Genomic DNA, 26872 nt, shown 5'->3' on the forward strand with positions numbered 1-26872 from the left:
TCCCCACTGCGGGATGAAATCCGCCCCCGAACACGTTGGTGTCTTCCGGCAGCTCAGGACGACTGGAAGGCACCGGTGTGACACCGAAACGGGGATGGGCACGACGACTGTGGGCCTACGCATGGCGCCACCCGAAGGACGTCGTACTCGCCCTCGGCTCCTCCCTGGCGGGCATGGCCGTCATGGCCCTCGTCCCCCTGATCACCAAGGTGATCATCGACGACGTCATCAGCGACCACACCAGGGACATGACCACCTGGGCCGGGCTCCTGATCGCCGCCGCCCTGGTCGTCTACGTCCTCACCTACATCCGCCGCTACTACGGCGGCCGCCTCGCCCTGGACGTCCAGCACGACCTGCGGACGGAGATGTACGGGACGATCACCCGGCTCGACGGCCGCCGCCAGGACGAGCTGTCCACCGGCCAGGTCGTCGGCCGGGCCACCAGCGACCTCCAGCTCATCCAGGGCCTGCTGTTCATGCTCCCGATGACCATCGGGAACTTCCTGCTCTTCCTGATCTCCCTGGTGATCATGGCCTGGCTGTCCTGGCCGCTCACCCTCGTCGCCCTGGCCGTCGCCCCCGCCCTCGCGTACATCGCGAAGCGCAGCCGCACCCGGCTGCACCCCTCCACCTGGTACGCCCAGGCGCAGGCCGCCGCCGTGGCGGGCGTGGTCGACGGGGCCGTCAGCGGTGTACGCGTGGTGAAGGGCTTCGGGCAGGAGGAGCAGGAGACCGGGAAGCTGAGGGAGGTCGGCCGCAGGCTGTTCGCGGGCCGGCTGCGCACCGTCCGCCTGAACTCGGTCTACACCCCGGCGCTCCAGTCCGTCCCGGCGCTCGGCCAGGTCGCGATGCTGGCGCTCGGCGGCTGGCTGGCGGTGCGCGGGCACATCACGCTCGGTACGTTCGTGGCCTTCTCGACCTACCTCGCCCAGCTGGTCGGCCCGGTGCGCATGCTGGCCGTGGTTCTCACCGTCGGCCAGCAGGCCCGGGCCGGTACCGAGCGGGTCCTGGAGCTGATCGACACCGAGCCCTCGCTCCAGGACGGCTCCAAGGACCTGCCCGCCGACGCCCCCGCGACGGTGGAGTTCGACGACGTCTCCTTCGGCTATGAAGCCGACCGCCCCGTCCTCGACGGGCTGTCGTTCGAGATCCGCCCCGGGGAGACTCTCGCGGTCGTCGGCTCATCGGGTTCCGGCAAGTCCACGGTCTCCCTGCTCCTGCCGCGCTTCTACGACGTCACGCGCGGCGCCGTCCTGATCGGCGGCCACGATGTGCGGGAGCTGACCCTGGAGTCGCTGCGGTCCGCGATCGGGCTGGTCCCGGAGGACTCGTTCCTCTTCTCGGACACCGTCCGCAGCAACATCGCCTACGGCCGCCCGGACGCCACCCAGGAGGAGATCGAGAAGGCCGCCCGGGCCGCCCAGGCGGACCGTTTCATCAGCGAGCTGCCCGACGGCTACGACACCACCGTCGGCGAGCACGGCCTCACCCTCTCCGGCGGCCAGCGCCAGCGCGTCGCCCTCGCCCGCGCCATCCTCACCGACCCGCGTCTGCTCGTCCTGGACGACGCCACCTCCGCCGTGGACGCCCGCGTCGAGCACGAGATCCACGAGGCCCTCAAGGGCGTCATGCGGGGCCGTACGACCCTGCTGATCGCGCACCGCCGCTCCACCCTGAACCTCGCCGACCGCATCGCCGTCCTGGACGGCGGCCGCCTCGCCGACATCGGCACCCACGACGAGCTCCAGCGCCGCTCCGCCCTCTACCGGCGGCTGCTCACCGACCCCGACGAGCTGGGCGCGGTCTCCCCGGGCCACACGCAGCCCGTCTGTCCCCAGGAGGACACCTCCGTACGGGACGAGCTGGACGCGGAGTTCGACGCCGAGCGCGGGGTCACGCCACGGCTGTGGACCGGCGACCGCGAGCGCAAGGACCTCGCCCTCGCCGAGAGCCCCGCCACGCCCGAGCTGCTCGCCCAGGTCGAGGCGCTGCCCCCGGCCACCGACGTCCCCGACATCGACGAGTCGCGGGCCGTGCAGCCGGAGGAGTCCTACGGTCTGCGCCGGCTGCTGCGCGGCTTCGGGCTGCCGCTGCTGGTCAGCCTCGCCCTGGTCGCCACCGACGCGGGCATGGGCCTGCTGCTGCCGGTGCTGATCCGGCACGGCATCGACTCCGGCGTCACCCAGGCCGCCCTCGGCGCCGTCTGGGCGGCCGCCCTGCTCGGGCTGCTCACGGTGGTGGTGCAGTGGGCGGCGCAGATCGGCGAGACCCGGATGACCGGCCGTACCGGCGAGCGGGTCCTGTACTCGCTGCGGCTGAAGATCTTCGCCCAGCTCCAGCGCCTCGGGCTCGACTACTACGAGCGGGAGCTGACCGGCCGGATCATGACCCGGATGACGACCGACGTCGACGCGCTGTCGACGTTCCTCCAGACAGGGCTGGTCACGGCCTTCGTCTCGATCGTCACCTTCTTCGGCATCATGGTCGCCCTGCTGGTGATCGACGTACAGCTCGCACTGGTCGTCTTCGCGACGCTGCCGCTGCTGGTCATCGCCACGTTCTTCTTCCGCCGGGCGAGCGTGAAGGCGTACGAACTGGCCCGTGAGCGGGTGTCGGTGGTCAACGCCGACCTTCAGGAGTCGGTGGCGGGGCTGCGGATCGTGCAGGCGTTCCGGCGCGAGGGGGACGGCGGGCGGCGGTTCGCCGGGCGCAGCGCCGACTACCGCCAGGCGCGCATACGGGGTCAGTGGCTGATCTCGATCTACTTCCCGTTCGTGCAGTTCCTGTCGTCGGTGGCGGCGGCGGCCGTGCTGATCGTCGGCGGCGCCCGGGTCGACAACGGCACGCTGGCGATCGGCTCGCTGGTGGCGTACCTGCTCTACATCGACCTGTTCTTCGCGCCCGTGCAGCAGCTCTCCCAGGTCTTCGACGGCTACCAGCAGGCGACCGTCTCGCTGGGCCGCATCCAGGAGCTGCTCCAGGAGCCGACGTCGACGAAGTCCGCCGACGAACCCCTGGAGGTCCTCTCCCTGCGCGGCGAGATCGCCTTCGAGGACGTGCACTTCGCGTACGGCGACGACGAAGAGGCGCTCGGCGGCGTCGACCTGCGCATTCCGGCCGGGCAGACCGTCGCCTTCGTCGGCGAGACCGGCGCCGGGAAGTCGACGCTGGTCAAGCTCGTGGCCCGCTTCTACGACCCGACCGGCGGCCGGGTCACCGTAGACGGCACCGATCTGCGGTCCCTGGACATCACCTCGTACCGGCACCGTCTGGGGGTCGTCCCGCAGGAGGCGTACCTCTTCCAGGGCACCGTCCGCGACGCCATCGCCTACGGCCGCCCGGACGCCACCGACGCCGAGGTCGAGGCGGCGGCCCGCGCGGTCGGCGCGCACGACATGATCGCCACGCTGGACGGCGGCTACCTCCACGAGGTCGCCGAGCGCGGCCGCAACCTGTCCGCCGGGCAGCGCCAGCTCATCGCGCTGGCCCGTGCCGAGCTGGTCGACCCGGACGTCCTGCTCCTCGACGAGGCGACGGCCGCGCTGGACCTGGCCACGGAGGCCCAGGTCAACCAGGCCACCGACCGTCTCGCGGGCCGCCGTACCACCCTCGTCGTCGCCCACCGCCTCACCACCGCCGCCCGCGCCGACCGGGTCGTCGTCATGGACCACGGCGCGGTCACCGAGGACGGCACCCACGACGAGCTGCTCGCCCGGGGCGGCCGGTACGCCGAGCTGTGGCGGACGTTCATCGGCGCGGAGCCGGAGGAGCCGGTCGGGGTGTCCCGCTGAAGGGCACCCGGCGAGGGCGTTTTCGTAACGCTCGTGCAACCGTCCGACATACGTCTTGCGTCCGTACAGCCGTACGCCGATGGTCGCGCACGACGCGGTACGGGAGGACAACAGTGGACAGTGGAGCGATACGCCGGCGGCTCGCGCTCGGCCTGGCCGTGCTGACCGCCTCCGGCTTGCTCGCCGTGGCGGCACCGGGCGAGGCACAGGCCGCCGGCTCCGCGCCCTGCCCCGGCCGCAAGGTCCGCACCCTGCCGTTCTCCACCGGCACCGTGTACGTCTACAAGCGCGGCGGCTACATCTGCGCCGTGACCGTGGCCAAGAAGCCCGGAACGAAGCGGAAGATGTCGGTGAGCGTGCAGGCGCGCGGCAACCGTCCGGTCGTGGACGAGGGCAAGTACGCCTACCTCGCGGGCCCGGTGACCGTGCATGCCGGGCGGCGCTGCGTCTGGCTCAAGGGCAGGGTCGGCCCCAAGTCCGTCAGCACCGGCTGGATCCTGTGCTGAATCCGCGCCCGCGCACAGGGTTTTCCCTATGTCCCCTGGTGCTCCGGTGAGTTGGTCCGCTAGCTTCCGGCGCACATCTGTCTCACAGGGGAGTGCGCATGCGCAAGGCGCTCAGATGGCTGCTGGCGCTCACGGTGCTCATAGGCACAGTGAGCACGGCGTCATCGGCCACCGCCGCCGAGCCGGAGGCCACCGGCACCGGCAGCACCGCTGACATCAAGGAGAGGCTGCTCTCCGTCCCGGGCATGAGCCTGGTCGAGGAGAAGCCGTACACCGGCTACCGCTTCTTCGTCCTGAACTACACCCAGCCGGTCGACCACCGGAAGCCGTCCAAGGGCACGTTCCAGCAGCGCATCACCGTGCTGCACAAGGACGTCGCCCGCCCGACGGTGTTCTTCACCAGCGGCTACAACGTCTCCACCACGCCCCGCCGCAGCGAGCCCACCCAGATCGTGGACGGCAACCAGGTCTCCCTGGAGTACCGCTTCTTCACCCCGTCCCGCCCCGACCCGGCGAACTGGTCCAAGCTGGACATCTGGCAGGCCGCCAGCGACCAGCACCGCGTCTTCAAGGCCCTGAAGAGCGTCTACGGCAAGAAGTGGCTCTCCACGGGCGGCTCGAAGGGCGGCATGACCGCCACCTACTACGAGCGCTTCTACCCGCGTGACATGGACGGCGTCGTCGCCTACGTCGCCCCCAACGACGTCGTGAACGACCGCGACGCGGCCTACGACCGCTTCTTCGCCCGCGTCGGCACCGAGGAGTGCCGCGACCGGCTGAACGGCGTGCAGCGCGAGGCGCTGGTGCGCCGCGAGCCGCTGGAGAAGAAGTACGCGGCCTACGCCGAGGACAACGGCCTCACCTTCGAGACCATCGGCAGCCTGGACAAGGCCTACGAGGCGACCGTCCTCGACTACGTGTGGGGCTTCTGGCAGTACAGCCTGCTGAAGGACTGCGGCCAGATCCCGGCCGACGCCGAGAACGCCACCGACGACGAGATCTGGGACTCCGTCGACACGATCGCCGGCTTCTCCGCCTACGCCGACCAGGGCCTGACGACCTACACGCCGTACTACTACCAGGCCGGCACGCAGCTCGGCGCGCCGACGATCCACTTCCCGCACATCGAGAAGAAGTACATCCGCTACGGCTACCAGCCGCCCCGCAACTTCGTCCCGCGTGACATCCCCATGAAGTTCCAGCCGGGGGCGATGCGGGACGTCGACACCTGGGTCCGGCACAACGCCCGGCAGATGCTCTTCGTCTACGGCGAGAACGACCCGTGGGGCGCCGAGCCGTTCCACGTCGGCAAGGGAGCCAAGGACTCCTACGTCATGACCGCTCCGGGCATGAACCACGGGGCCAACGTCGCGGGCCTCGTGCCCGAGCAGAAGGCCCTCGCGACCGCCCGCATCCTCGACTGGGCCGGTGTCGCCTCCGGCGCGGTGCAGGCCGACCCGCAGGCGGCGAAGCCGCTGGCGAAGTTCGACGCCAAGCTGGACAAGCGGGAGACGCAGCGGGAGATGACGCTGCGTCCGTGACCCGGCAGGGGTGCCCGGCCGCCGCTCACAGCGGCCGGGCGCATCCCACCGGCCGGACGCCGCCGAGCCGGACGTACAGGGCGGTCGAGGCGGGGCAGTCGGCCCGCCCGGTGACCGCCCGGGTCACCTTGTACTCCGGCTTGCGCTCGCCCGTCCCGTCGCACGCGGTCTCGCGGACCTGCCCGTCGCCGGAGCTGTAGACGCAGTCGCCGACGATCGTGCGGGGCCCGCCCCCGCCGCCCGGGTCGCCGGGGTGCGGCGGCTGGAGGTTGCGCATACAGGCGTAGCCCCGCGGCACCGCCCCGTCGCCGTCCTCGTCGGAGGCGGGCCGCTGCTCGCTGATGTGCAGCACGAAGTCGGCTGTCCGCGGGCAGCGCGGTCCCTCACGCACGGCGCCGTCGTGCCGCGCCACGACCCGCGCCGCCGCCCGCTCGCCGGTGCACGGCACCTCGGTGAAGCTCGTCGTACCGAACGAACTGCACTCGTCGACGGCGAGGAACACCGCCCCGTATCCGGACGGCCGGGTCGGTGACGGTGAGACGGCGGTACTCGTCCCCGTCGCCGGCTCGCCCAGCCGGCCGTCCTCCGCCACCCCCGCCGACGGACTCTGACACCCGACCAGCAGCGCGACCAGCAGAAGCAGCCCGCCCACCACCCCCGCCGAACCCGTCTTGCGCATTGCCGTCCCCCTGTGTGCTGAGGGCCCTGGGGGCCCTAGGGCCTGCCGTTCCGATCAGGCCGCAGACGCGGGGTCTGGCACGCACATCTGCCGCGTTGTCGTCGGTCGCCGACGCTCCGCGTCGACTCCCTCCTCCGCCTTGCAGCTGCACGCACCAGACCCCGCTCACCGGCGCTGACGAGAAACCGCCAGTTCCCTGCGGCCTGATCCGAACGACAGGCCCTACCCAGCGTGACCCGCGATCAAGGGGGCACGCCAGGCACATGGGGTGGTTTGCGCACATTGGGGGTGGTGCGCCCGGGCCGTGGCGTACCTCTAGTACGACAGACCGTGTCCGACCGGGTACAGCACCTGCTCCGGATCATCCGCCCGCTGGACGGCGACCGGCAGTTTTCCGCGTGGCTTGACCCGGCCCGCGATCACCCGTGCGGCGGCCCTCAGTTCGACGTCCGTCCAGGAGTAGGCGGCGAGGCAGGCCGGGACGGACGGCAGTTGGGCGATGTCGTACGGGTTGCGGATCGCGACCGCCACGACCGGCCTCCCGGTGGCCACGAGCTGCTCGACCAGGGTTTTCTGGCTGCTGCCGTCCGTGACGTTGTACGTGGCGGCCACGACCGCGTCCGCGTCCCGGGCGGCAGCGACCGCCTTGGCGATGGTCGCCACTGAGGGGGCGGTACCGGTCGACAGGGCGGTGGCGGTGAAGCCGAGTTCCGACAGCGCGCCCGCGAGGACGCCCGTGGGCGGGCCGGTCGTGCCCGACGGCGAGGCCGGATCGGCTCCGACCACGAGCACCTTGGGGTGGCGGCGCCGGGACAGCGGCAGCAGCCGGTCCTCGTTGACGAGCAGGGTGGTCGTCCGCTCGGCGATCCGGTCGGCCGCCTTCAGATGCGTACGGATGCCGACGGTCCGGTCGACGCCGCCCTGACTGACGTACGGCGAACGGAACAGTCCGAGCTTCGCCTTCAGCCGCAGCACGCGCAGGATCGATTCGTCGAGCCGGGCCTCCGTCAGCTCGCCTTCCCGTACGGCTGTCAGGACGGCGTTCCAGGCGAGGTCCAGCTTCGGCGGGTTGAGGAGCTGGTCCACGCCCGCCTTCAGCGCGAGCACCGGCACCCGGGCGTCGCCGTACTTGGTCCGTACGCCCTCCATGCCGAGGGAGTCGGTGACCACGACCCCGTCGTAGCCGAGCCGTTCGCGCAGGATGCCGGTGAGGATGGGACGGGAGAGGGTCGCCGGGTCGCCGGAGTCGTCGAGGGCCGGGACCATCAGATGGGCGGTCATGATGGAGTCGATTCCGGCGGCGATGGCCGCCCGGAAGGGCGGTGCGTCCAGCTTCTCCCACAGTTCGCGGCTGTGCGTGATGGTGGGGAAGCCGGTGTGGCTGTCGACGTTGGTGTCCCCGTGCCCGGGGAAGTGCTTGGCGGTGGCGGCGACCCCGGAGCCCTGATATCCGGCGACCTCGGCGGCCACCAGCCCGGCCACGGCCCGCGGGTCGGCGCCGAAGGAGCGTACGCCGATGACCGGGTTGGCCGGGTTGACGTTCACGTCGGCCACGGGGGAGTAGTCCTGCCGGATGCCCATCGCGCGCAGCTCGGCGCCCGCGATCCGGCCGAGCGTCCGGGCATCGGACCGGGACCGGCCCGCGCCGACGGCCATGGCCCCCGGGAAGAGCGTCGCGGGCTTCCCCACCCGGGCCACGATCCCGTGCTCCTGGTCGGTGGAGATGAGCACGGGCAGCCCGCGGGGCAGTCCCAGGGAGGCCCGCTGGATGCCGTTGGAGAGGTCGGCGATCTGGTGCGGCTCGCGGGTGTTGTGCGCCCAGGCGAAGTAGATGATGCCGCCGACCCGGTATTTCGCGACCAGCTCGGCGGCCGTACGGACGCCGATCTCCTTGAGGTTGGCGTCGATGTCGGCCTGGTCGGGGGCGGTGGCGGAGTGGCCGTAGACCCGCATCACGAAGAGCTGGCCGACCTTCTCCTCCAGCGTCATCCGCGAGACGAGAGCGCGCAGTCGCTTGTCGTCCATGGAATCGGCGGCGTACGAGGGTCCGGCGGCCGCGAGACTCGCGGTGACCCCGGCCGTGGCGGCGAGAACGGTGCGTCTGGAGGGCTGTGCGGTGCTTCCCGTGCTTCCCGTGCCGGTGTCGTGCACGTACGCTCCTTCCGGAGGTGATCCGCTCGGATCCGCTGAAGGAAACTTCCAAGAAGTCACCAATAACCGGGAAGTTTCTGCCAGTCAAGGGAAAGCACAGTAACCGCACAGGGGCCGCCACCGGCGCGGTTGGAGGGGGACGCGCCGATGGCGGTGGGGCCCGCCGGCCGCGGTACGGCGGAGAGGGTGGTCAGCGATCGCAGCCAGGAGCGAGGGCCGACACCGCACCGTGGTGACTCTCCGGGGGCCTGAGCGTTGGACGGACCGGATCCGGGCCGGGTTCCCGGCGCGGGCCGGATTCCCGGAAGTCGGGGCTCAGGGGGAAGCGGTGCTTCAACGGGGCGTGTGAGCCGACGCTTTCGGCCATTGCTCGCCCAGTACCCGCACGGTTTCCGCGATGGCCGGACGCCGTGCCGCCCCCGTCCGCCACAGCGCGTACAGCCGCCGCACCGGCATGGGGTCGAGCGGCACCTCCACCACCCCGGCGGGCAGCGCCCCGCGCCCCAGCCGGGGGATCAGCGCGACACCGAGCCCGGCCGCGACGAGGGCGATGAGCGTCGGGTTCTCCTCGGCCTGGTGGACGATGTCCGGCTCGTGCCCGGCCGTGCGCAGCGTCCGCAGCAGCCAGTCGTGGCAGACCCGCCCCGGCGGCTGGCAGATCCACCGCTCGCCGCCCAGCTCCTCCCGCCGTACGGCCGTACGCCCGGCGAAGGGATGCCCTTCGGGTACGAGCAGATCGCACAGGTCGTCCCCGATGTGCGCCTGTTCCACGCCCGGCGGGGCGGGCAGCGGCGCGATGTCCCAGTCGTGCGCGACGACGAGGTCGACGGCTCCCTTCGCCACGAGGTCGACCGACAGATGCGGGTCGACCTCGGTGAGCCGGGCGTCCAGGGCCGGGTGCCTGCGGCCCAGTTCGGCGAGCACGCCCGGCAGCAGTCCGCGTGCCGCCGAGGCGAACGCGGCGACGGTCAGCCGCCCGGCCGGCAGCCCGCGCCGCTCCTCCAGATCGGTCTCGGCCCGCTCCACGATGGCCATCAACTCCTTCGCGGTCGCGGCCAGTTGACGGGCCTCGTCGGTGAGCCGGACGCCCCGCCCCTCCCGCTCCAGCAGCACGGTCCGTGTCTCCCGCTCCAGCTTGGCGATCTGCTGGGACACCGCGGAGGGCGTGTACCCGAGCGCGAGGGCGGCGGCGCCGACGGTGCCGTGCACGGAGACGGCGTGCAGGGCGCGCAGCCGCTGGAGGTCGAGCATGGGACTCCCCGCTTCCATGGTTCAGCGATGCTTCATCCAACTCTGCAGCAATCATCGCTGGTGCTTCACGGTCGCCGGGCGTGATGCTCACGGCATGCGCCCCTCACACCTCGCTCTCGCCGTGCTGGTCGCCGCCGTCTGGGGCGTCAACTTCACGGTCATCGAGATCGGACTCGACCACTTCCCGCCCCTGCTCTTCTCGGCCCTGCGCTTCCTCGCGGCGGCCCTGCCCGCGGTGTTCTTCGTGGGCCGTCCGAAGGTGGCGTGGAAGTGGATCGTGGCGGTCGGCCTGGTCCTGGGCGTGGCGAAGTTCGGCCTGCTGTTCGTCGGCATGGACGCGGGGATGCCGGCGGGCCTGTCCTCCCTGGTCCTGCAAGTCCAGGCCGTCTTCACGGCGGCCATCGCCGCCCTCACCCTCGGCGAACGGCCCTCCCGCACCCGGCTGCTGGGCATGCTGATCGCCCTGGCGGGGATCGCCGTGGCGGCCGTGGACGAGGGCACCTCGGGCCCCCTCGGCGCCTTCGCCCTGGTCGTCGCGGCGGCGGCCTGCTGGGGCGCCTCGAACGTCCTCACCCGCAAGGCGGCACCCCCCGACTCCCTCAACTTCATGGTCTGGGTGAGCACCGTCCCCGTCCTGCCCCTGCTGGCCCTCTCCCTCCTCGTCGAGGGCCCCTCCCGCGACCTCACGGCCCTGCGCGCGATGGACTGGCAGGGCGCGGGCACGGTCGTCTACGTCGCCTGGATCACAACGGTCTTCGGCTTCGGCGCGTGGGGCCACCTCCTACGCCACCACCCTGCCTCCACGGTGGCCCCCTTCTCCCTCCTGGTCCCGGTCTTCGGGATGTCGTCGGCGGCCCTGTTCCTGGGGGAGCCGGTGAGCCCACTGCGGTGGTGCGCCGCCGCGCTGCTGGTGGGCGGGGTGGCGCTGACGTCCTGGGGTCCGGTCCGTCAGGCAGGGACCAGGATTCCCGGGTCGGCCACATGGAAGGCGCGTGCCCGGACGCCGAAACCGGTGTCGCCGTCGAGGTGACTGTCGTCGTCCCAGGTGATGAGCGCGCTCTCCGGGCCGTTGCCGAAGGCCGTGGCGGCGCACGTGTGGAACCGCTTGCCCGAATCCGCCGAGCTGACCTGGACCTTGTCGCTGAGCGAGCCGTGCGTCTCGGAGCAGATCTTGGCCATCACCGTCGGCACGGTGTCGAAGGTGTCCGCGCTCTCCTCGATCCACGTCATCAGGAAGCGCCCTTCCGGCAGATGGGACAGAGCGGGGGACGTCCGGGTGAAGCCCTGCGGGGTGCCCGCCGTGAAGTCGACTATCTCCGTGCCGTCGCCGTCGAAGATGCTCGCCGAGATCGTCGTCTGCGGTTTGCCCAGGGGGCTGTCCACGGTGCTTTCGATGCGCGTGACGACGAAATGTCCGCTGTCGAGCAGCGTGATTCCGTTGACCCCGGTGAAGTGGCCTACGTTCGGCTGGATCTCCCCGGTCAGTGGATTCCCCTCGAAATCGAAGAACCGCAGGTTGAGCCTGCGACCGCCGATGGCGAAGGGATCCGTCGACCACGCGACGACCCAGTTCCCGCCCTGGAGAACCGAGGCGGCGGGCTTCATGTGTTCGCCCTCGGTGGTGCTCACCGTGAACTCCGGTGTGGCAGGGGCCCCCTCCGAGGTGAACCGCCGCGCGCGGATGCGCTGGTCGAGCCGCGGGCTGGCCCAGGTGACCAGGACGCCACCGTCGATCATGAACGTGAGGGACGGCGGGACCTTCGGATCCGCCTCCGCCGTGACCAGCACCTCCGGTCCGGCCTTCTCACCCTCGAAGAACCGCTGGAGTTTCACGGACGGGCTGGGGCCCGGGGTGTCGAACGGGGCCTCCAGCCATACGGCGAACTGTCCGCTGAAACCCGCGGACAACACCGACGGCCACCGTGGGTGTACTCCGGGGCCCTCCGGTGGCTGCGTGCTGACCTCGAATTCGGCGTCGAGCTTGTTGCCCTGCACCCCCAGGAACTGACCCTTGACGACGAAGTCGCTTTCGTCCGTCCACAGCTCCAGGTACATGGTGCCGAGCATGGCATCGACAGCGGGCTGGACCTGGTCGCCGGCCTTCGTGGTGTTCACAAGGAAATCGGCCATGACAGCTCTCCGAATCATGAAGCGAGGGGAAGAGAGAGCGGGTTCGACCGGCCGAGTCCCTGTGAACAGCCTTTCATGCTCAGGGAGCACCTGCATCCGGAGCCGCCGTGAAGGAAATCCGGAACGCCACCGCCCCACCCGGAACATCCGGGCGGGGCGGTGTGAGCGCGGTTCAGGGCTGGGTCACAAGGTGTGTTCGACGAACCTCGCCGCCGTCTCGGTCAGGACCTCGTGGCCGTCGCGTGCCCACAAGGCGTCGTTGAACAGCTCCACTTCGATGGGGCCGGTGTACCCGGCATCCTCCACGTGGCGCTGCCACTCGCGCATGTCGATCGCGCCGTCGCCGATCTGGCCGCGGCCGGTCAGCACGCCCTCCGGGAGGGGGGTCGTCCAGTCGGCGAGCTGGAAGGTGTGGATGCGGCCGGAGGCGCCCGCGCGGGCGATCTGGGCGGGGGCGGTGTCGTCCCACCAGATGTGGTACGTGTCGACGGTGACCCCGACCTGCTGGGCGGGGAACCGTTCGGCCAGGTCCAGGGCCTGGGCCAGGGTCGACACCACGCAGCGGTCGGAGGCGTACATCGGGTGGAGCGGCTCGATGGCGAGGCGGACGCCGTGTTCCTCGGCGTACGGCCCCAGTTCGGCCAGCGCGTCCGCGATCCGTTCCCGCGCCCCGTGCAGGTCCTTCGAGCCGGCCGGGAGGCCGCCCGAGACCAGGACCAGGGTGTCCGTGCCGAGCGTCGCCGCCTCGTCGATCGCGCGGCGGTTGTCGGCCAGGGCCTCGGCCCGCTCCCGGGGGTCGATCGCGGTGAAGAAGCCACCCCGGCACAATGTCGTCACCGTCAGGCCCGCGTCCCGGACCAGCTTGGCCGTGGCCTCCAGACCGTACGACTGGACCGGCTCGCGCCACAGGCCGACGTGGGAGATGCCCGACTCGCGGCAGGAGTCGACCAGTTCCGGCATCGACAGCTGCTTGACCGTCATCTGGTTGATGGAGAAACGCGCGAGGTCCGTCACTGGTTCACCCCGTACAGGGACAGCAGGTTCTTCATCCGCTCCTGCGCCAGCTTCGGGTCGGGGAACAGACCGAGGCCGTCGGCGAGTTCGTACGCCTTCGCGAAGTGCGGGAGCGAGCGGGCCGACTGCAGGCCGCCGACCATCGTGAAGTGCGACTGGTGGCCCGCGAGCCAGGCCAGGAACACCACGCCCGTCTTGTAGAAGCGGGTCGGGGTCTGGAAGAGGTGGCGGGACAGGGCGACCGTGGGGTCGAGGAGCGCGCGGAATCCCGCGACGTCCCCCGTGTCGAGCACCCGGACCGCCTCCGCCGCCAGCGGCCCCAGCGGGTCGAAGATGCCGAGCAGGGCGTGGCTGAAGCCCTGTTCGTCGCCCGCGATCAGCTCGGGGTAGTTGAAGTCGTCGCCGGTGTAGCAGCGCACCCCGTCGGGCAGCCGGCGGCGCAGGTCCACCTCGCGCTGGGCGTCCAGCAGGGAGACCTTGATGCCGTCGACCTTGTCGGGGTGCGCGGCGATGACCTCCAGGAAGGTGTCCGTGGCCGCGTCCAGGTCGGACGAGCCCCAGTAGCCCTCCAGCGCCGGGTCGAACATCGGGCCGAGCCAGTGCAGTACGACCGGTTCGGCGGACTGGCGGAGCAGATGGCCGTAGACCTCCAGGTAGTCCTCGGGGCCCGAGGCGGCCGCAGCGAGCGCCCGGGACGCCATCAGAATGGCCTGGGCGCCGGAGGCCTCCACCAGCGCGAGCTGCTCCTCGTAGGCCGCGCGGACCTCGGCGAGGGACGCCGGGCCGGTGAGCTGGTCGGTGCCCACGCCGCAGGCGATGAGGCCGCCCACAGCCTTGGCCTCGGCGGCCGACCGGCGGATCAGTTCCGCCGCTCCCGCCCAGTCCAGGCCCATGCCGCGCTGCGCGGTGTCCATGGCCTCGGCGACCCCCAGCCCGTGCGACCACAGATGGCGGCGGAAGGCGAGGGTGGCGTCCCAGTCGACGGCGGCGGGCGAGTCGGGGGAGACGTCCGCGAACGGGTCGGCGACGACGTGCGCTGCCGAGAAGACCGTGCGGGAGGTGAGCGGGGAGCCGGTGGTGAGGGCGAGGGGTTCCTGGCGGGGCTCGTATGCCCTCAGGGCCCCGCTCGCGTCCGGGAGCTGGATGGTCACAGCGAGATCTCCGGTACGTCGATACGACGGCCCTCGGCCGAGGACGCGAGACCCAGCTCGGCGAGCTGCACACCGCGGGCACCGGCCAGCAGGTCCCAGTGGTAGGGCGCGTCGGCGTAGACGTGCCGCAGGAACAGCTCCCACTGGGCCTTGAAGCCGTTGTCGAACTCGGCGTTGTCCGGGACCTCCTGCCACTGGTCGCGGAAGACCTCCGTGGCGGGGATGTCCGGGTTCCAGACCGGCTTGGGGGTGGCCGAGCGGTGCTGCACGCGGCAGTTGCGCAGGCCCGCGACCGCCGAGCCCTCGGTGCCGTCGACCTGGAACTCCACCAGCTCGTCGCGGTTGACGCGCACGGCCCAGGAGGAGTTGATCTGGGCGATGGCGCCGCCCTCCAGCTCGAAGACACCGTAGGCGGCGTCGTCGGCGGTGGCGTCGTACGGCTTGCCGTTCTCGTCCCAGCGCTGCGGGATGTGGGTGGCGGTGAGGGCCTGGACGGACTTCACGCGGCCGAACAGCTCGTGCAGCACGTACTCCCAGTGCGGGAACATGTCGACGACGATGCCGCCGCCGTCCTCGGCACGGTAGTTCCAGGACGGGCGCTGGGCGTCCTGCCAGTCGCCCTCGAAGACCCAGTAGCCGAACTCGCCGCGCACGGACAGGATCCGCCCGAAGAAGCCGCCGTCGATGAGGCGCTTCAGCTTCAGCAGGCCGGGGAGGAAGAGCTTGTCCTGGACGACGCCGTGCTTGATGCCGGCCTCGTCCGCCAGCCGGGCCAGGTCCAGGGCCCCGGCGAGGCCGGTGGCGGTCGGCTTCTCGGTGTAGATGTGCTTGCCGGCCGCGATGGCCTTCTTCAGGGCCTCCTCGCGGGCCGAGGTCACCTGGGAGTCGAAGTAGATGTCCACGGTCTCGTCGGCGAGGACCGCGTCCAGGTCGGTCGAGACGTGCTCCAGCCCGTGCCGCTCGGCCAGCGCCCGAAGCGCGTGCTCGCGGCGGCCGACCAGGATCGGCTCGGGCCACAGCACGGTGCCGTCGCCGAGGTCGAGGCCGCCCTGCTCGCGCAGGGCGAGGATGGAACGGACCAGGTGCTGGCGGTAGCCCATGCGCCCGGTCACGCCGTTCATGGCGATACGCACCGTCTTGCGTGTCACGTCTTTCCCTTCGTACGCGGTCGTCGCGCCGCGTACGCCCACTGGTGAGCGTTGCAGCAAGCGCTTTCTACATACGGAGAAGCTAGCCTCTGAACCGTGGTCTGGACAAGACCGTGACCAGGACGAGTTGTTCGAGGGGGCGAACAACCGGGGGTCGGGGGCTTAAGGTCTGGTCGGAACCTTGGCCATGGATTCGGTGAGGCCGGGGCCGTCGGCCTGCTCGGAACCGTTGTGACGGGTCCGGGTGTGTACAAGGGCGACGACGAGATGCACGACCGGAGGACGACGAGATGACGGTGACCCTGGCGGACGTGGCGGCCCGCGCGCAGGTCTCGCCCGCGACGGTGTCGCGCGTGCTGAACGGGAACTACCCCGTTGCCGCCTCCACCCGTGAGCGGGTGCTGAAGGCCGTGGACGAGCTGGACTATGTGCTCAACGGACCCGCGAGCGCCCTGGCCGCCGCCACCTCCGACCTGGTCGGGATCCTGGTGAACGACATCGCCGACCCCTTCTTCGGGATCATGGCGAGCGCGATCCAGGCCGAGATCGGCGGCCCGGGCGGCCGTGCGGGCGGGGAAAGACTCGCGGTGGTCTGCAACACGGGCGGCTCCCCGGAGCGGGAGCTGACGTATCTCACGCTGCTGCAGCGCCAGCGTGCGGCGGCCGTGGTGCTGACCGGCGGGGCGATCGAGGACGCGGAGCACAAGGCGGCCATGGACGCGAAGCTGCGCAAGCTCGCCGACGCCGGGACGCGGGTGGTGCTGTGCGGGCGGCCGCCGGCGCCGGAGACCGGGGCGATCGCGCTGACCTTCGACAACCGCGGGGGCGGCCAGGAACTCACCGAGCACCTGATCGGCCTCGGCCACCGGCGGCTCGGCTACATCGCGGGCCCCGAGGAGCGGACCACGACCCGCCACCGACTGGAGGGCCACCGGGCCGCGCTCGCCGCGCACGGCATCGAGGAGGACTCCCGGTGGACCGTGCACGGCCGCTACGACCGCAGGTCCGGCTACGAGGCGACGCTGGAGCTGCTCCGGCGTGACCCGTCCCTGACGGCGGTCGTCGCAGCGAACGACTCCGTCGCGCTGGGGGCGTGCGCGGCGCTGCGCGACTCCGGGCGGCGGATCCCCGAGGACGTGTCGGTGGCCGGCTTCGACGACCTGCCCTTCAGCATCGACGCGGTGCCTTCGCTCACGACGGTCCGGTTGCCGCTGGCGGAGGCCGGGGCACGGGCCGGGCGGATCGCGATGGGCCGCGAGGAGGCGCCGCCCGGGGGGATCGCCTCGGTGCGGGGGGAGTTGATGGTGCGGGGGTCCTCCGGGGTGCCGCGGGTTTCTTAGTCCTGGGGGTTGCTGCCCGGGTCTGCTGGGGGTGCCGCGAGTTTCCCGGTGCTGGGCGTCGCCGCCCGGCCCTGCTGGGGGCTGCCGCCCCCAGGCCCCCGCTTCGGCCTGAATGGCCTCGTCCTCAAGCGCCGGACGGGCTGGAGTGTCGCTGATCGGCGTTGTTCGCGTGCACGCCGGACGGGCTGGAGTGTGGCTGGTCGGCGTTGTTCGCGTGCACGCCGGACGGGCTGACAGTCGCCGTGAATCCGAACAGATCCGGCACCCCGTCCCGCGGCCCCGCCTCCACCGTCCGTTCGATGCGCAGGCCCGCTGTCACCGCCCCGTTGAGCAGTTCGGCGAGTGGGACGTGCCAGGCGCCGAGGCGGGCGCGGACGCCGGTGGTGTTCCAGGAGGCGAAGGTGTGGGACCGGTCGGCGTACCCGGTGTCGATCACCGTCCTGGACACGTCCTGGCGGTCGGCGAAGGCGCCGACGAAGCAGGGGTGCACTCCGAGGTGGACGAAACGGCCGCCGGGGGCCAGCACGCGGCCGATCTCGCGGAGCACGGCGGCGTAGTCGGGCACATCCGTGCTGGCGAGGACGCACACCGCGGCGGGCACCGAGCCGTCGGCCAGGGGCAGTGCGGTCGCGTCGGCGACGGCCACGGGCAGGCGCTCGGCGGCATGGCGGAGCTGGTTGCGGGAGAGGTCGACACCGACGGGGCTCCAGCCCAGGTCGGCCACGGTCGGCGCGTGGGCGCCGGTGCCGCAGCACACGTCGAGGCAGGTGCTGCCGTCGCCGCGGCCCAGCAGGTCGGCGAGGGTGGCGTGGACGCGGCGGATGTAGTCGCTGCCCGCCGGAGACATCAACGCGTTGTACCAATCGGCGTGTTCGTCGTACACCGCCGTCGTCCTCGAGGTCACCATGGCCCGGACGCTAACGCCCCCGCACCCGCCCAGGAGACGCGTTCGCCGCGAGCGTGACGCACACGGCCGCACACGACTGCCCCGGCGGCGATGAGTTTCGCGTCGTAGGCCGGTCTGCAGTGCCGTCATCGCCCGAGCGAGAAAGCGGAGTGAGTCCCATGCGCATCGTGATCACCGAGTTCATCAGCCTGGACGGCGTCGTACAGGCGCCCGGCGGGCCGCAGGAGGACACCGACGGGGGTTTCGCGCACGGCGGCTGGTCGCACCCGTACTTCGACGAGGAGGTGCTGGGCGGCGCCTTCGACGCCGGTCTCGGCGGTGCCGAGGCGCTGCTGTTCGGGCGGCGGACATGGCAGACGATGGCGGGGGCCTGGCCCGAGCGGGCCGGGGACCCCTTCGCCGACCGGATGAACTCCCTGAAGAAGTACGTCGTCTCCAGCACGCTCGCCGAAGCCGATCTCACCTGGAACAACAGCTCCCTCATCCCCGGCGACCAGGCCGTGGCCCGGATCCGCGAGCTGCGCGAGACCGAGGGCGGCGACCTCGCGATGATGGGCAGCCCGACCCTCGTACGGACGCTGCTGTCCGAGGGCCTCGTCGACGAGCTCCAGCTCATCGTCATGCCGGTGCTCCTCGGCGGCGGCAAGACGATCTTCCCCGGGGACGGCGCGAAGCGCCCGATGGAACTGGTCTCCACGACCACCGCCAAGACCGGCGCCCAGGTGTGCGTGTACCGGCCTGCGGCCCCGACGGAGGGCTAGCCTCCGATGTCCTGGACGGTCTAGGCTCGGCTCCAGCAGATCTCTGACTGAGTCAACTATCGACCGACGATCGACACCGGGGCGTGGCCCATGACCGTCCAGGACATCCGCTCCTTCAACCGCTTCTACACGAACGTCATCGGCGCGCTCGACTACGGTCGGCACCTCTACGCCCCCTACACCCTCACCGAGTCCCGCGTGCTCTACGAGCTGGCCCACGCGCCGCGCACCGACGCCGCCGACCTACGGGGCCAGCTGCACCTGGACGCCGGATACCTGAGCCGCATCCTGAACAAGTTCGAGGAGGACGGGCTGATCGAGCGCGGCCCGTCCGAGAAGGATCCGCGCCGCCGCCGCATCACCCTCACCGCACCAGGCCGCGAGGCCGCCGCGCTGCTCGACGAGCGGGCGAGAGAAACGGTCGGGTCGCTGCTGGACACCGTGCGCGCCGAGGACCGGCCCCGGTTGGGGGACGCTCTGCGGACGGTCCGGGAGCTTCTCGGCGACGGCCGGGCACCCCGCCCCGAGGACGTCGTCCTGCGCGAGCCCGCCCCCGGCGACCTCGGCTGGATCGTGCAGCGCAACGCCGCGCTGTACGCCGCCGAGTACGGCTTCAACGCCGACTACGAGGGCCTGGTCGCCCGGATCGTCGCGGACTACGGCGAGGACCACGACCCGCATCTGGAGCGCACCTGGATCGCCGAGCTGGACGGGCGGCCCGTGGGGTGCGTGATGTGCGTACGGGACGACGCCCCTGGGACCGCCCGGCTCCGGCTGCTGCTCGTCGAGCCGGACGCGCGCGGCCTGGGCATCGGCGACCGGCTGGTGGGAGCCCTCGTCGACTTCGCCCGCGAGGTCGGCTACCGCGAGGTCGTCCTGTGGACCAACGACATCCTCGGCGCGGCCCGCCGCATCTACCAGCGCCACGGCTTCGCCCTGGTCGCGGAGAAACCGCACCGCTCCTTCGGCCGGGACCTGACCGGCCAGGACTGGCGGTTGGATCTTCACGCAACACCTGACTGATGAAGGGGAGTCGCGGGCGTGGGTGCCGGGTAGGGTCCGTCCACATGAAGCTGGCGTTCTCCACCCTCGGTGTCCCCGGCATGCCCTTGCCCGACGTCCTGCGGCTCGCGACCGCGCACGGCTACCACGGCGTGGAGCTGCGCACCCACGCGGAGGAACCGGTCCACCCCGGCCTCGGCCCCGCCGAACGGGCCGAGGTCGCGGCCGAGTTCAAGGGGTCGGGCGTAGAGATCCTCGGCCTCGCGGGATACGCGCGCGTCGCCGCGCCGGGCGACGACGAACCCGTCCTGGCCGAGATCCGTGCCCTCCTCGACCTGGCCCGTGACCTCGGCGCCCCGTACATCCGTGTCTTCCCCGGCGGCGACCTGGACGTCCAGACCCCCGAGGAGGCCGACGCGACGGCCGCCCGGCGGCTCGGCACGGCCGCCGAGTACGCCAACGACCTGGGCGTACGCATCCTTCTCGAAACCCACGACTCCCACCGCACCGCCGCCGACGCGATGCGCGTCCTCGGCCTCGTCGGCCACCTCCAGGTCGGCGCGCTCTGGGACGTCATGCACACCTGGCTCGGCGGCGAACAGCCCTCCGAGACCTACGCGGCGCTCTCCCCCCACCTCGGCTACGTCCAGGTCAAGGACATCGCCTCCGCCGAGGACACCACCCCCCTGCCCCTCGGCGCGGGCGTCCTCCCCCTCGCCGAGTGCGTCGAAGTCCTCTCCCGCCACAACTGGGACGGCTGGCTGTGCTGGGAGTACGAGAAGCGCTGGTACGAGTCGGCGGCCCCCCTGCCCGACCTGCTCCAAGCGGGCCGCGAACACCTGGGCAGGCTGCTGAACGACTCGGCGTGACGGGGCACCTCCCATGACGCCGACACTGCACACCCCCCGCCTCCTCCTGGACCCCTACACCCCGGAGGACGAAGAGCGCTTCGTCGCCCTGTTCCAGGACACCCGGGTGTCCCGCTGGATGGGCGACGGACCGGCGTCCGAACCGGAGGACCGGGCCCTGTTCGGGCGGATCTTCACCAAGGTCTACTCCCAGGACCTGTTCGACGTGTGGGCGGTCCGGCGCGACGGGATTCTCGTCGGGCACGCGGAGATCAAGCGGACCGACGAGGTGGACGGCCACGAGATCGTCTACGCGCTGGCTCCCGAGGCCTGGGGCGGCGGCCTCGGGACGGAACTGGCCGAGGCGCTCGTGGCATACGGGTTCCGGACGCTCGGGCTCAGGGAGGTCCACGCCACCGTGGACGCGCGGAACACGGCCTCGCTGCACCTCCTCGGCAGGATCGGATTCGCCCACGTCAGGGACGTCGAGGAGGACGACGGGAGTCTCACCCGGGTGCTGACCCGACCGGTGCGGTGATCTTCGCAAGAATCCGGCAAGAATTTCTTACCCGACCGTGCAACCCTTTGCCCCCGACGGCGGTCGTACATGGTGTCAGGACTTCTGGGGGGAGATCTGGGGGGATCGCGGGGGATCCTGACGGGAGGGGAAAAGCCGAGGGGGCCCGGTCGACGGACCGGGCCCCCTCGAAACTTTTCAGGGCCACCGAGCGAGCCGTTCAAGGCCTCAGAAGAAGACGCCGCACCTCAGCAGCACATTCGCGTACGGCCGCGCCTCGCCCGTGCGGACGACCAGCCGCGCACCCGCCGACAGCTCCTTGAGCCGCTCGTGCGAGACGAGGTCCAGCGACGGGAAGTGGGTCTCCAGCAGCTCCGAGGCCTCCGGGTTGGCGTCCCGTACCTCCGTCGCCGCCGTCGCGCCCTCGATCACCAGCTCGGCCAGCAGCCCCTCCACCACCTCTGCGAACCCCGGCACCCCGGCCCGGAAGGCCAGGTCCACCACCCGGGGACCGTCCGGGATCGGCATGCCCGCGTCGCACACCAGCACCCCGTCCCCATGGCCCAGCTCGGCCAGCGCACCGGCGAGGTGACGGTTCAGTATTCCGGCCTTCTTCACAGCGCAGCGACCTCCGCCGCCGTAGGGAAGGACGCCTGCGCGCCCTCCTTCGTCACGGTCGCCGCCCCGACCCTCGCCGCGTACGCCGCCGCCTCCGCCAGGGACTCGCCCGCCCCCAGCCGGGTGGCCAGCGCCGCGGTGAACGCGTCTCCCGCGCCGGTCGTGTCCACGGCGTCCACCTTCACGGACGCGACCCGGGAGACCCCCTCCGAGGAGGCCACCAGCGCGCCTTCCCCGCCCAGCGTCACCACCACCGACCGCGGCCCCTTCGCCAGCAGGATCCGGGCCCAGTCCTCCGGGCTGTCCCCCACGGCGGACGAACCCAGGATCACCTTCGCCTCGTGCTCGTTGACGATCAGCGGGTCGCAGGCCGCCAGCACCTCCGACGGAAGGGGGCGCGGCGGCGACGGGTTCAGGACGAAACGGCTGTCCGGAGCAAGGTTCCGTACGACCGCCACCACCGTCTCCAGCGGGATCTCCAGCTGCGCCGACACCACCCGGGAGCTCTGGAAGAGGCACGCGGCGGCGCTCACGTCCTCCGGGGCCAGCCGGCCGTTCGCGCCCGGCGAGACGACGATGCTGTTGTCCCCGGACGGGTCGACCGTGATCAGGGCGACCCCGGTCGGCGCGCCGCCCACCAGGACACCCACCGTGTCCACACCGGCGTCCCGCTGCGACTCCAGCAGCAGACGGCCGTGCGCGTCGTCGCCTACCCGGGCCAGCAGCGCCGTACGGGCTCCGAGCCGGGCGGCGGCGACCGCCTGGTTCGCGCCCTTGCCGCCCGGGTGGACGGCCAGGTCGGAGCCGAGCACGGTCTCGCCGGCACCGGGCCGGCGCTCGACACCGATCACCAGGTCGGCGTTGGCCGACCCCACGACCAGGAGGTCGTAGTCGTACATGAGTGGTCTCCCCACGTGAGTGACAGGGCCGGGCGGGCCCATGTGCTGGGTGCCGCCCGGCCGTTCCCCTATGCCGGTGATGTCGGAGACATCGGCGATGTCAGCCGCTGAAGCCGGCCACGTTCTCCTTCGTGACCACCTTCACCGGCACCTTCACCGTCTCCTCGACCTTCTTGCCCTTCAGTGCCTTCAGCGCGTTGTCCACGGCGATCTTCCCGAGCTGCGAGGGCTGCTGCGCCACCGACGCGTACAGGCTGCCGCCCTCGACCGCCTTCAGTCCGTCGGGCGTGCCGTCGAAGCCGACCACCGAGACCGACTTGCCGGCCTTGGAGCCCAGGGCCTTGATCGCGCCGAGGGCCATCTCGTCGTTCGCGGCGATGACGCCCTGGACGTCCGGGTGGGCCTGGAGCAGGTTCGACATGACGTCGAGGCCCTTGGTGCGGTCGAAGTCGGCGGGCTGCTGGGCGACGACCTGGATGCCCGGGAAGGCCTTCAGCCCCTTCTCGAAGCCCGCGGCCCGCTCGCGGGCGGCGGAGGTGCCCGCCTGGCCCTGGAGGATCACGATCTTGCCCTTGCCGCCGAGCTTCTCGCCGATCGACTTCGCGGCGAGTTCACCACCGGCGACGTTATCGGAGGCGACCAGCGTGTCCAGCGTGGCGTTGTTGACGACACGGTCCACGGCGATGACCGGGATATCCGCCTTGTCGGCGGCCTTCACCGAGTTGCTGGCGGCGTCCGAGTCCACCGGGTTGACGATGATCGCGCCGAGCCCGGAGCTGGTGAAGTTCTGCAGCTGGTTGGCCTGCTGGGAGGCGTCGTTCTGCGCGTCCGTGACGGTCAGGTCGATGCCCAGCTTCTTCGCCTCGGCCTCGGCGCCCGCCCGGATCTGCACGAAGAAGGGGTTGTTGAGGGTGGACAGCGACAGGCCCATCTTCGGGGCGCTGGTGGCGGAGGAGCCGTTGTGCAGGAAGGACGTGGCGCCGACGATCGCGACGGTGACGACGGCCGCGAGCCCGTACGTCGCCGCCTGCTTGCCCTTGCCTCCTTGCGAGGAACCGGCCGCCCCCGCGGTCGCCCCCGCCTTGCGGCGGGCGGTGTCGAGGAGCACGGCCAGCGCGATGACGACGCCGATGACGACCTGCTGCCAGAACGCCGAGACGTTCAGCAGGTTCAGCCCGTTGCGCAGCACGGCCAGGATCAGCGCGCCGATCAGCGTCCCGGACGCCTTGCCCGTACCGCCCGCGAGGGAGGCACCGCCGATGACGACCGCCGCGATGGCGTCCAGTTCGTAGCCGTCGGCGGCCTGCGGCTGCGCGGAGGACAGCCGGGCGGCGAGGACGACACCGGCGACGGCGGCGAAGACGCCGGACAGCGCGTAGATGGCGAGTTTCTGCTTCTTCACGCGCAGGCCGGACAGCCGCGCGGCCTCCTCGTTGCCGCCGATCGCGTACATCGAGCGGCCGATGTAGGTACGGCCGAGCACGAACGCCGCGATCAGACCCATCACGATCATGACCAGGACGGGCACGGGCAGCCAGCCGCCGAGCGTGTCGCCGAGGTGGGAGACCGAGTCGGGCAGGGCGATCGGGGAGCCCTCGGAGATGACCAGGGAGAGGCCGCGGGCGACCGACAGCATGGCCAGCGTCGCGATGAACGGCGGCAGCTTGCCGTAGGAGATCAGGATGCCGTTGACCAGGCCGCACGCGATACCGGTGGCTATGACCAGCAGGACGGCGACGAAGACGGGGACGCCCGCCGAGGTGGCGGTCCACGCGAGCACCGTGGCCGACAGCGCGGCGACCGAGCCCACCGACAGGTCGATGCCCGCCGAGACGATCACGAAGGTCACACCGAAGGCGAGGATGGCGGTCACGGCCGCCTGGACGCCGACGTTGAGGAGGTTGTCGGCCGTCAGGAAGTCGCCGGACAGCGCCGACATCGCGATGACGAGGACGATGAGCGCGGTGAGCGCGCCGTTGTCGAGCAGCAGGCGGCGCAGGCCCCCCGAGGCGGCTCCCGCGCCCGTCGTGCTCTTGAGCGTGTCAGTGGCCACGGGAGGCCTCCTTGTCTGTGCTGGGGTTGCTTACTGCGAGCGCCATCACGGCGTCCTGGGTGGCCTCGTCGGCGGAGAGCTCACCCGCGATCCGGCCCTGGGCCATCACCAGCACCCGGTCGCTCATGCCGAGCACCTCGGGCAGATCGCTGGAGATCATGAGTACGGCGGCACCGGCCGCCGTCAGTTCGTTGACGAGCTGGTAGATCTCGACCTTGGCGCCGACGTCGATACCGCGCGTCGGCTCGTCGAGGATCAGCACCTTGGTGTCGGCGAGCAGCCACTTGCCGATGACGACCTTCTGCTGATTGCCGCCGGACAGCGTGCGCACGTGCTGGCCGAGGCCCGCCATCCGCACCCCGAGCTGCTCGGCGATCCGGGCCGCGGCCTCCCGCTGCCCCTTGAGGTCGACGAGCCCCGCACGCGTGGCCGACCGCAGCGTCACCAGGCCGAGGTTCTCCTCGACCGACGCGTCCAGCACCAGGCCCTGGCCCTTGCGGTCCTCGGGGATGAGGCCGATGCCGGCGGTCATGGCGGCGTTGACGTCGTGCCCCTTCAGCGCGGCCCCGGAGACCTTCACGGTCCCCTTGTCGTACGGATCGGCCCCGAAGACCGCCCGCACGACCTCGGTACGACCGGCGCCGACCAGCCCGGCGATACCGACGACCTCACCGGCCCGCACCTCGAAGCCGACGTCGTGGAAGACCCCGTCCCGGGTCAGCCCCTCGACGGTGAGCAGCGCGTCGCCCTTCTCGGGCCGCTCGCGCGGGTACTGCTGCTCGATCGACCGACCCACCATGAGCCGCACGAGCTCGTCCTCGGGGGTGGAGGCGGGCACCTGGCCGACGCTCTTCCCGTCCCGGATGACCGTGACCCGGTCGCCCAGGGCGGCGATCTCCTCCAGATGGTGCGTGATGAAGACGATCCCGACGCCGTCCTCGCGGAGCTTGCGCACGATCGCGAAGAGCTTCTCGACCTCCTCGGAGGTGAGCACGGCGGTCGGCTCGTCCATGATCAGCACACGCGCGTCGAGGCTCAGCGCCTTGGCGATCTCCACCATCTGCAGGCGCGCGATACCGAGTTCACGCACCCGTGCGCGCGGAGAGACGCTGACCCCGACGCGCTTCAGCAGCACCTCGGCGTCGGCCTCCATCCGCCCCCGGTCGATCATCCCGAACCGGCGCGGCTGGCGCCCCAGGAAGATGTTCTCGGCGACCGTCAGGTCGGGGACGAGGTTGAACTCCTGGTAGATGGTGGCGATCCCGAGCCGCTCGGAGTCCTGCGCACCCTGGATGCGCGTCTCCTCGCCGCCGACCAGGATCCGTCCGGCGTCGGGGGTGTAGGCGCCGGAGAGCATCTTGATGAGGGTGCTCTTGCCCGCGCCGTTCTCACCGAGCAGCACATGCACCTCGCCCCGGCGCAGGTCGAAGTCCACGCTGTCCAGCGCGACCACACCCGGGAAGGTCTTCCGTATGCCCTCGATGCGCAGCAACTCGTCCGCGTTGCTCACGTCTGGCTCCTGTTCGTTACGGGGGACGGCTCCAAAGAGTCCGGTTGCTCGCCGCACGAGCGGCGTACGACGAGCCGGGCGGGGAGGGTGACGGACTCCCCGGGCCGGCCCTCGATCCGGGCGACCAGCGCGCGCACTGCGGCACGCCCCAGCTCACCCGTCGGCTGGGCGATGGCGGTGATGGGCGGATCGGTGTGCACGAACCACGGGATGTCGTCGAACGCGGCCAGCGCGATGTCCTCCGGCACCCGCACGCCACGCGCGCGTACGGCGTCCAGCGCGCCGAGCGCCATCAGGTTGTCGGCCGCGAACACGACCTCGGGCGGCTCGGCCAGGTCGAGGAACCCTTCGGTGACCCGGCGCCCGCTCTCGGCCTGGAAGTCGCCCTGCCCTATGTAGGCGTCGGGCAGTTCGAGGCCGTACGCGCCGAGCGCCTCCCGGAAGGCCTCCACGCGCTCCCGGCCGGTCGTGGTCGCCGCCGGGCCCGCGATGATCGCGAGCCGCCGGTGGCCGAGCCCGTGCAGATGCGCCACGAGATCCCGTACGGCACTCCGGCCGTCCGCCCGCACCACCGGCACGTCCACGCCCGGGATCCACCGGTCCACGAACACCATGGGCGTCCCGGCCCGCGCGGCGTCCAGCATCAGCGGCGAGCCGCCGTCCGTGGGGGAGACGAGCAGCCCGTCGATGCGCCGGTCCAGCAGGTTCCGTACGTGGTGGTCCTGGAGGTCGGGCCGCTCGTCGGCGTTGCCGATGATGACGCTGTAGCCCAGCGCGCGGGCCTCCTCCTCGACGGAGCGGGCCAGTGCGGTGAAGTAAGGGTTCAGTACGTCGCTGATGACCAGGCCGAGGGTCTGGGTCTTCTCGGTGCGCAGGGAGCGGGCGACGGCGTTCGGGCGGTAGCCCAGGGCCCCGACGGCGGCCAGCACGCGTGCGCGTGCCTCGGCGCTGACCGACGGGTGGTCGTTCAGGACGCGCGAGACCGTGGCGACGGACACGCCGGCCTCGGCAGCGACGTCCTTGATACTGGCCACCGCCGCTCCACCTCCTTG

The 26872-nt window shown here is 71.5% G+C and carries 22 protein-coding genes; 9 read left to right on the top strand and 13 right to left on the bottom strand.

Going from position 1 to position 26872, the window contains the following annotated elements; genetic code table 11:
- Positions 1–77: 77 nt before the first annotated feature.
- The 3 genes from KJK29_RS24245 to KJK29_RS24255 all read left to right on the top strand — a co-directional run bounded on the left by KJK29_RS24245 (position 78) and on the right by KJK29_RS24255 (position 5841).
- Entirely contained in the window at positions 78–3794 is a 3717-nt protein-coding gene (locus tag KJK29_RS24245; protein ID WP_215121231.1) for an ABC transporter ATP-binding protein, read from the top strand.
- A gap of 113 nt (positions 3795–3907) precedes the next feature.
- The gene (locus KJK29_RS24250) at positions 3908–4300 is read left to right on the top strand and encodes a hypothetical protein (protein ID WP_215121232.1); all 393 of its coding nucleotides are present in this window, start codon (positions 3908–3910) and stop codon (positions 4298–4300) included.
- 98 nt (positions 4301–4398) lie between these two features.
- On the top strand, positions 4399–5841 hold the full coding sequence (locus tag KJK29_RS24255; protein WP_215121233.1) for a S28 family serine protease: 1443 nt from the start codon (positions 4399–4401) through the stop codon (positions 5839–5841).
- 25 nt (positions 5842–5866) lie between these two features.
- Here KJK29_RS24255 and KJK29_RS24260 read toward each other — a convergent pair whose 3' ends face one another.
- The 3 genes from KJK29_RS24260 to KJK29_RS24270 form a co-directional block, all read right to left on the bottom strand.
- Positions 5867–6520 carry a hypothetical protein gene (locus KJK29_RS24260; RefSeq protein WP_215121234.1) on the bottom strand — a complete coding sequence of 218 codons (654 nt, stop codon included), beginning with the start codon at positions 6518–6520 and terminating at the stop codon, positions 5867–5869.
- Positions 6521–6835: 315 nt separating this feature from the next.
- Positions 6836–8671, bottom strand: a complete 1836-nt coding sequence (locus KJK29_RS24265; RefSeq protein WP_215121235.1) for a glycoside hydrolase family 3 protein — start codon at positions 8669–8671, stop codon at positions 6836–6838.
- A 333-nt stretch (positions 8672–9004) separates the two neighbouring features.
- Positions 9005–9922 carry a LysR family transcriptional regulator gene (locus KJK29_RS24270; RefSeq protein WP_215121236.1) on the bottom strand — a complete coding sequence of 306 codons (918 nt, stop codon included), beginning with the start codon at positions 9920–9922 and terminating at the stop codon, positions 9005–9007.
- 94 nt (positions 9923–10016) lie between these two features.
- Between KJK29_RS24270 and KJK29_RS24275 the strand changes: the two genes are divergently transcribed.
- Positions 10017–10952 (top strand): EamA family transporter, encoded by a 936-nt coding sequence (locus KJK29_RS24275; protein WP_215121237.1) that lies wholly within the window; start codon positions 10017–10019, stop codon positions 10950–10952.
- Here the strand turns inward: KJK29_RS24275 and KJK29_RS24280 are convergent.
- The 4 genes from KJK29_RS24280 to KJK29_RS24295 all read right to left on the bottom strand — a co-directional run bounded on the left by KJK29_RS24280 (position 10871) and on the right by KJK29_RS24295 (position 15365).
- Positions 10871–12052, bottom strand: a complete 1182-nt coding sequence (locus tag KJK29_RS24280; protein ID WP_215121238.1) for a hypothetical protein — start codon at positions 12050–12052, stop codon at positions 10871–10873. The genes KJK29_RS24275 and KJK29_RS24280 overlap by 82 nt on opposite strands.
- Positions 12053–12235: 183 nt before the next feature.
- On the bottom strand, positions 12236–13066 hold the full coding sequence (locus tag KJK29_RS24285; RefSeq protein ID WP_215121239.1) for a sugar phosphate isomerase/epimerase family protein: 831 nt from the start codon (positions 13064–13066) through the stop codon (positions 12236–12238).
- Positions 13063–14217 carry a dihydrodipicolinate synthase family protein gene (locus tag KJK29_RS24290; protein WP_215121240.1) on the bottom strand — a complete coding sequence of 385 codons (1155 nt, stop codon included), beginning with the start codon at positions 14215–14217 and terminating at the stop codon, positions 13063–13065. Before KJK29_RS24290 ends, KJK29_RS24285 begins: the two co-directional genes overlap by 4 nt.
- Positions 14214–15365 (bottom strand): Gfo/Idh/MocA family protein, encoded by a 1152-nt coding sequence (locus KJK29_RS24295; protein ID WP_215121241.1) that lies wholly within the window; start codon positions 15363–15365, stop codon positions 14214–14216. Before KJK29_RS24295 ends, KJK29_RS24290 begins: the two co-directional genes overlap by 4 nt.
- A 290-nt stretch (positions 15366–15655) precedes the next feature.
- On the opposite strand from KJK29_RS24295, the gene KJK29_RS24300 reads away from it, so the two are divergent.
- Positions 15656–16705, top strand: a complete 1050-nt coding sequence (locus KJK29_RS24300; RefSeq protein WP_215121242.1) for a LacI family DNA-binding transcriptional regulator — start codon at positions 15656–15658, stop codon at positions 16703–16705.
- Positions 16706–16829: 124 nt separating this feature from the next.
- Here the strand turns inward: KJK29_RS24300 and KJK29_RS24305 are convergent, their stop codons facing one another.
- A complete protein-coding gene (locus KJK29_RS24305; protein ID WP_215121243.1) occupies positions 16830–17612 on the bottom strand; it encodes a class I SAM-dependent methyltransferase in 783 nt (260 codons plus the stop codon).
- A gap of 158 nt (positions 17613–17770) precedes the next feature.
- On the opposite strand from KJK29_RS24305, the gene KJK29_RS24310 reads away from it, so the two are divergent.
- The 4 genes from KJK29_RS24310 (at position 17771) to KJK29_RS24325 (ending at position 20761) form a co-directional block, all read left to right on the top strand.
- The gene (locus tag KJK29_RS24310; protein ID WP_215121244.1) at positions 17771–18373 is read left to right on the top strand and encodes a dihydrofolate reductase family protein; all 603 of its coding nucleotides are present in this window, start codon (positions 17771–17773) and stop codon (positions 18371–18373) included.
- A gap of 90 nt (positions 18374–18463) precedes the next feature.
- Positions 18464–19396 (top strand): bifunctional helix-turn-helix transcriptional regulator/GNAT family N-acetyltransferase, encoded by a 933-nt coding sequence (locus KJK29_RS24315; RefSeq protein WP_215121245.1) that lies wholly within the window; start codon positions 18464–18466, stop codon positions 19394–19396.
- 44 nt (positions 19397–19440) lie between these two features.
- Positions 19441–20244, top strand: a complete 804-nt coding sequence (locus KJK29_RS24320; RefSeq protein WP_215121246.1) for a sugar phosphate isomerase/epimerase family protein — start codon at positions 19441–19443, stop codon at positions 20242–20244.
- 13 nt (positions 20245–20257) lie between these two features.
- Positions 20258–20761: a GNAT family N-acetyltransferase gene (locus tag KJK29_RS24325; protein WP_215121247.1), complete on the top strand. Its 504-nt coding sequence runs from the start codon at positions 20258–20260 to the stop codon at positions 20759–20761.
- A 207-nt stretch (positions 20762–20968) separates the two neighbouring features.
- Here the strand turns inward: KJK29_RS24325 and rbsD are convergent, their stop codons facing one another.
- From rbsD to KJK29_RS24350, 5 genes are all read right to left on the bottom strand, one after another.
- On the bottom strand, positions 20969–21358 hold the full coding sequence (rbsD, locus tag KJK29_RS24330) for a D-ribose pyranase (RefSeq protein WP_215121248.1): 390 nt from the start codon (positions 21356–21358) through the stop codon (positions 20969–20971).
- Positions 21355–22257: a ribokinase gene (locus KJK29_RS24335; protein ID WP_215121249.1), complete on the bottom strand. Its 903-nt coding sequence runs from the start codon at positions 22255–22257 to the stop codon at positions 21355–21357. Before KJK29_RS24335 ends, rbsD begins: the two co-directional genes overlap by 4 nt.
- 100 nt (positions 22258–22357) lie before the next feature.
- Positions 22358–24310 (bottom strand): ABC transporter permease/substrate-binding protein, encoded by a 1953-nt coding sequence (locus tag KJK29_RS24340; protein WP_215121250.1) that lies wholly within the window; start codon positions 24308–24310, stop codon positions 22358–22360.
- Positions 24300–25820 (bottom strand): sugar ABC transporter ATP-binding protein, encoded by a 1521-nt coding sequence (locus tag KJK29_RS24345; RefSeq protein WP_215121251.1) that lies wholly within the window; start codon positions 25818–25820, stop codon positions 24300–24302. The genes KJK29_RS24340 and KJK29_RS24345 overlap by 11 nt, the downstream gene beginning before the upstream one ends.
- Positions 25817–26854, bottom strand: a complete 1038-nt coding sequence (locus tag KJK29_RS24350; protein ID WP_215121252.1) for a LacI family DNA-binding transcriptional regulator — start codon at positions 26852–26854, stop codon at positions 25817–25819. Before KJK29_RS24350 ends, KJK29_RS24345 begins: the two co-directional genes overlap by 4 nt.
- Between the last annotated feature and the right edge of the window lie 18 nt (positions 26855–26872).

Source organism: Streptomyces koelreuteriae (assembly GCF_018604545.1).
Lineage (GTDB): Bacteria > Actinomycetota > Actinomycetes > Streptomycetales > Streptomycetaceae > Streptomyces > Streptomyces koelreuteriae.

Coding starts and splice junctions, on each gene's coding strand:
- KJK29_RS24255 (WP_215121233.1), top strand. CDS start 4,399: ATGCGCAAGGCGCTCAGATGGCTGCTGGCGCTCACGGTGCTCATAGGC.
- KJK29_RS24260 (WP_215121234.1), bottom strand. CDS start 6,520: ATGCGCAAGACGGGTTCGGCGGGGGTGGTGGGCGGGCTGCTTCTGCTG.
- KJK29_RS24335 (WP_215121249.1), bottom strand. CDS start 22,257: ATGTACGACTACGACCTCCTGGTCGTGGGGTCGGCCAACGCCGACCTG.
- KJK29_RS24320 (WP_215121246.1), top strand. CDS start 19,441: ATGAAGCTGGCGTTCTCCACCCTCGGTGTCCCCGGCATGCCCTTGCCC.
- KJK29_RS24325 (WP_215121247.1), top strand. CDS start 20,258: ATGACGCCGACACTGCACACCCCCCGCCTCCTCCTGGACCCCTACACC.
- KJK29_RS24280 (WP_215121238.1), bottom strand. CDS start 12,052: ATGGCCGATTTCCTTGTGAACACCACGAAGGCCGGCGACCAGGTCCAG.
- KJK29_RS24310 (WP_215121244.1), top strand. CDS start 17,771: ATGCGCATCGTGATCACCGAGTTCATCAGCCTGGACGGCGTCGTACAG.
- KJK29_RS24275 (WP_215121237.1), top strand. CDS start 10,017: ATGCGCCCCTCACACCTCGCTCTCGCCGTGCTGGTCGCCGCCGTCTGG.
- KJK29_RS24270 (WP_215121236.1), bottom strand. CDS start 9,922: ATGCTCGACCTCCAGCGGCTGCGCGCCCTGCACGCCGTCTCCGTGCAC.
- KJK29_RS24305 (WP_215121243.1), bottom strand. CDS start 17,612: ATGGTGACCTCGAGGACGACGGCGGTGTACGACGAACACGCCGATTGG.
- KJK29_RS24315 (WP_215121245.1), top strand. CDS start 18,464: ATGACCGTCCAGGACATCCGCTCCTTCAACCGCTTCTACACGAACGTC.
- KJK29_RS24300 (WP_215121242.1), top strand. CDS start 15,656: ATGACGGTGACCCTGGCGGACGTGGCGGCCCGCGCGCAGGTCTCGCCC.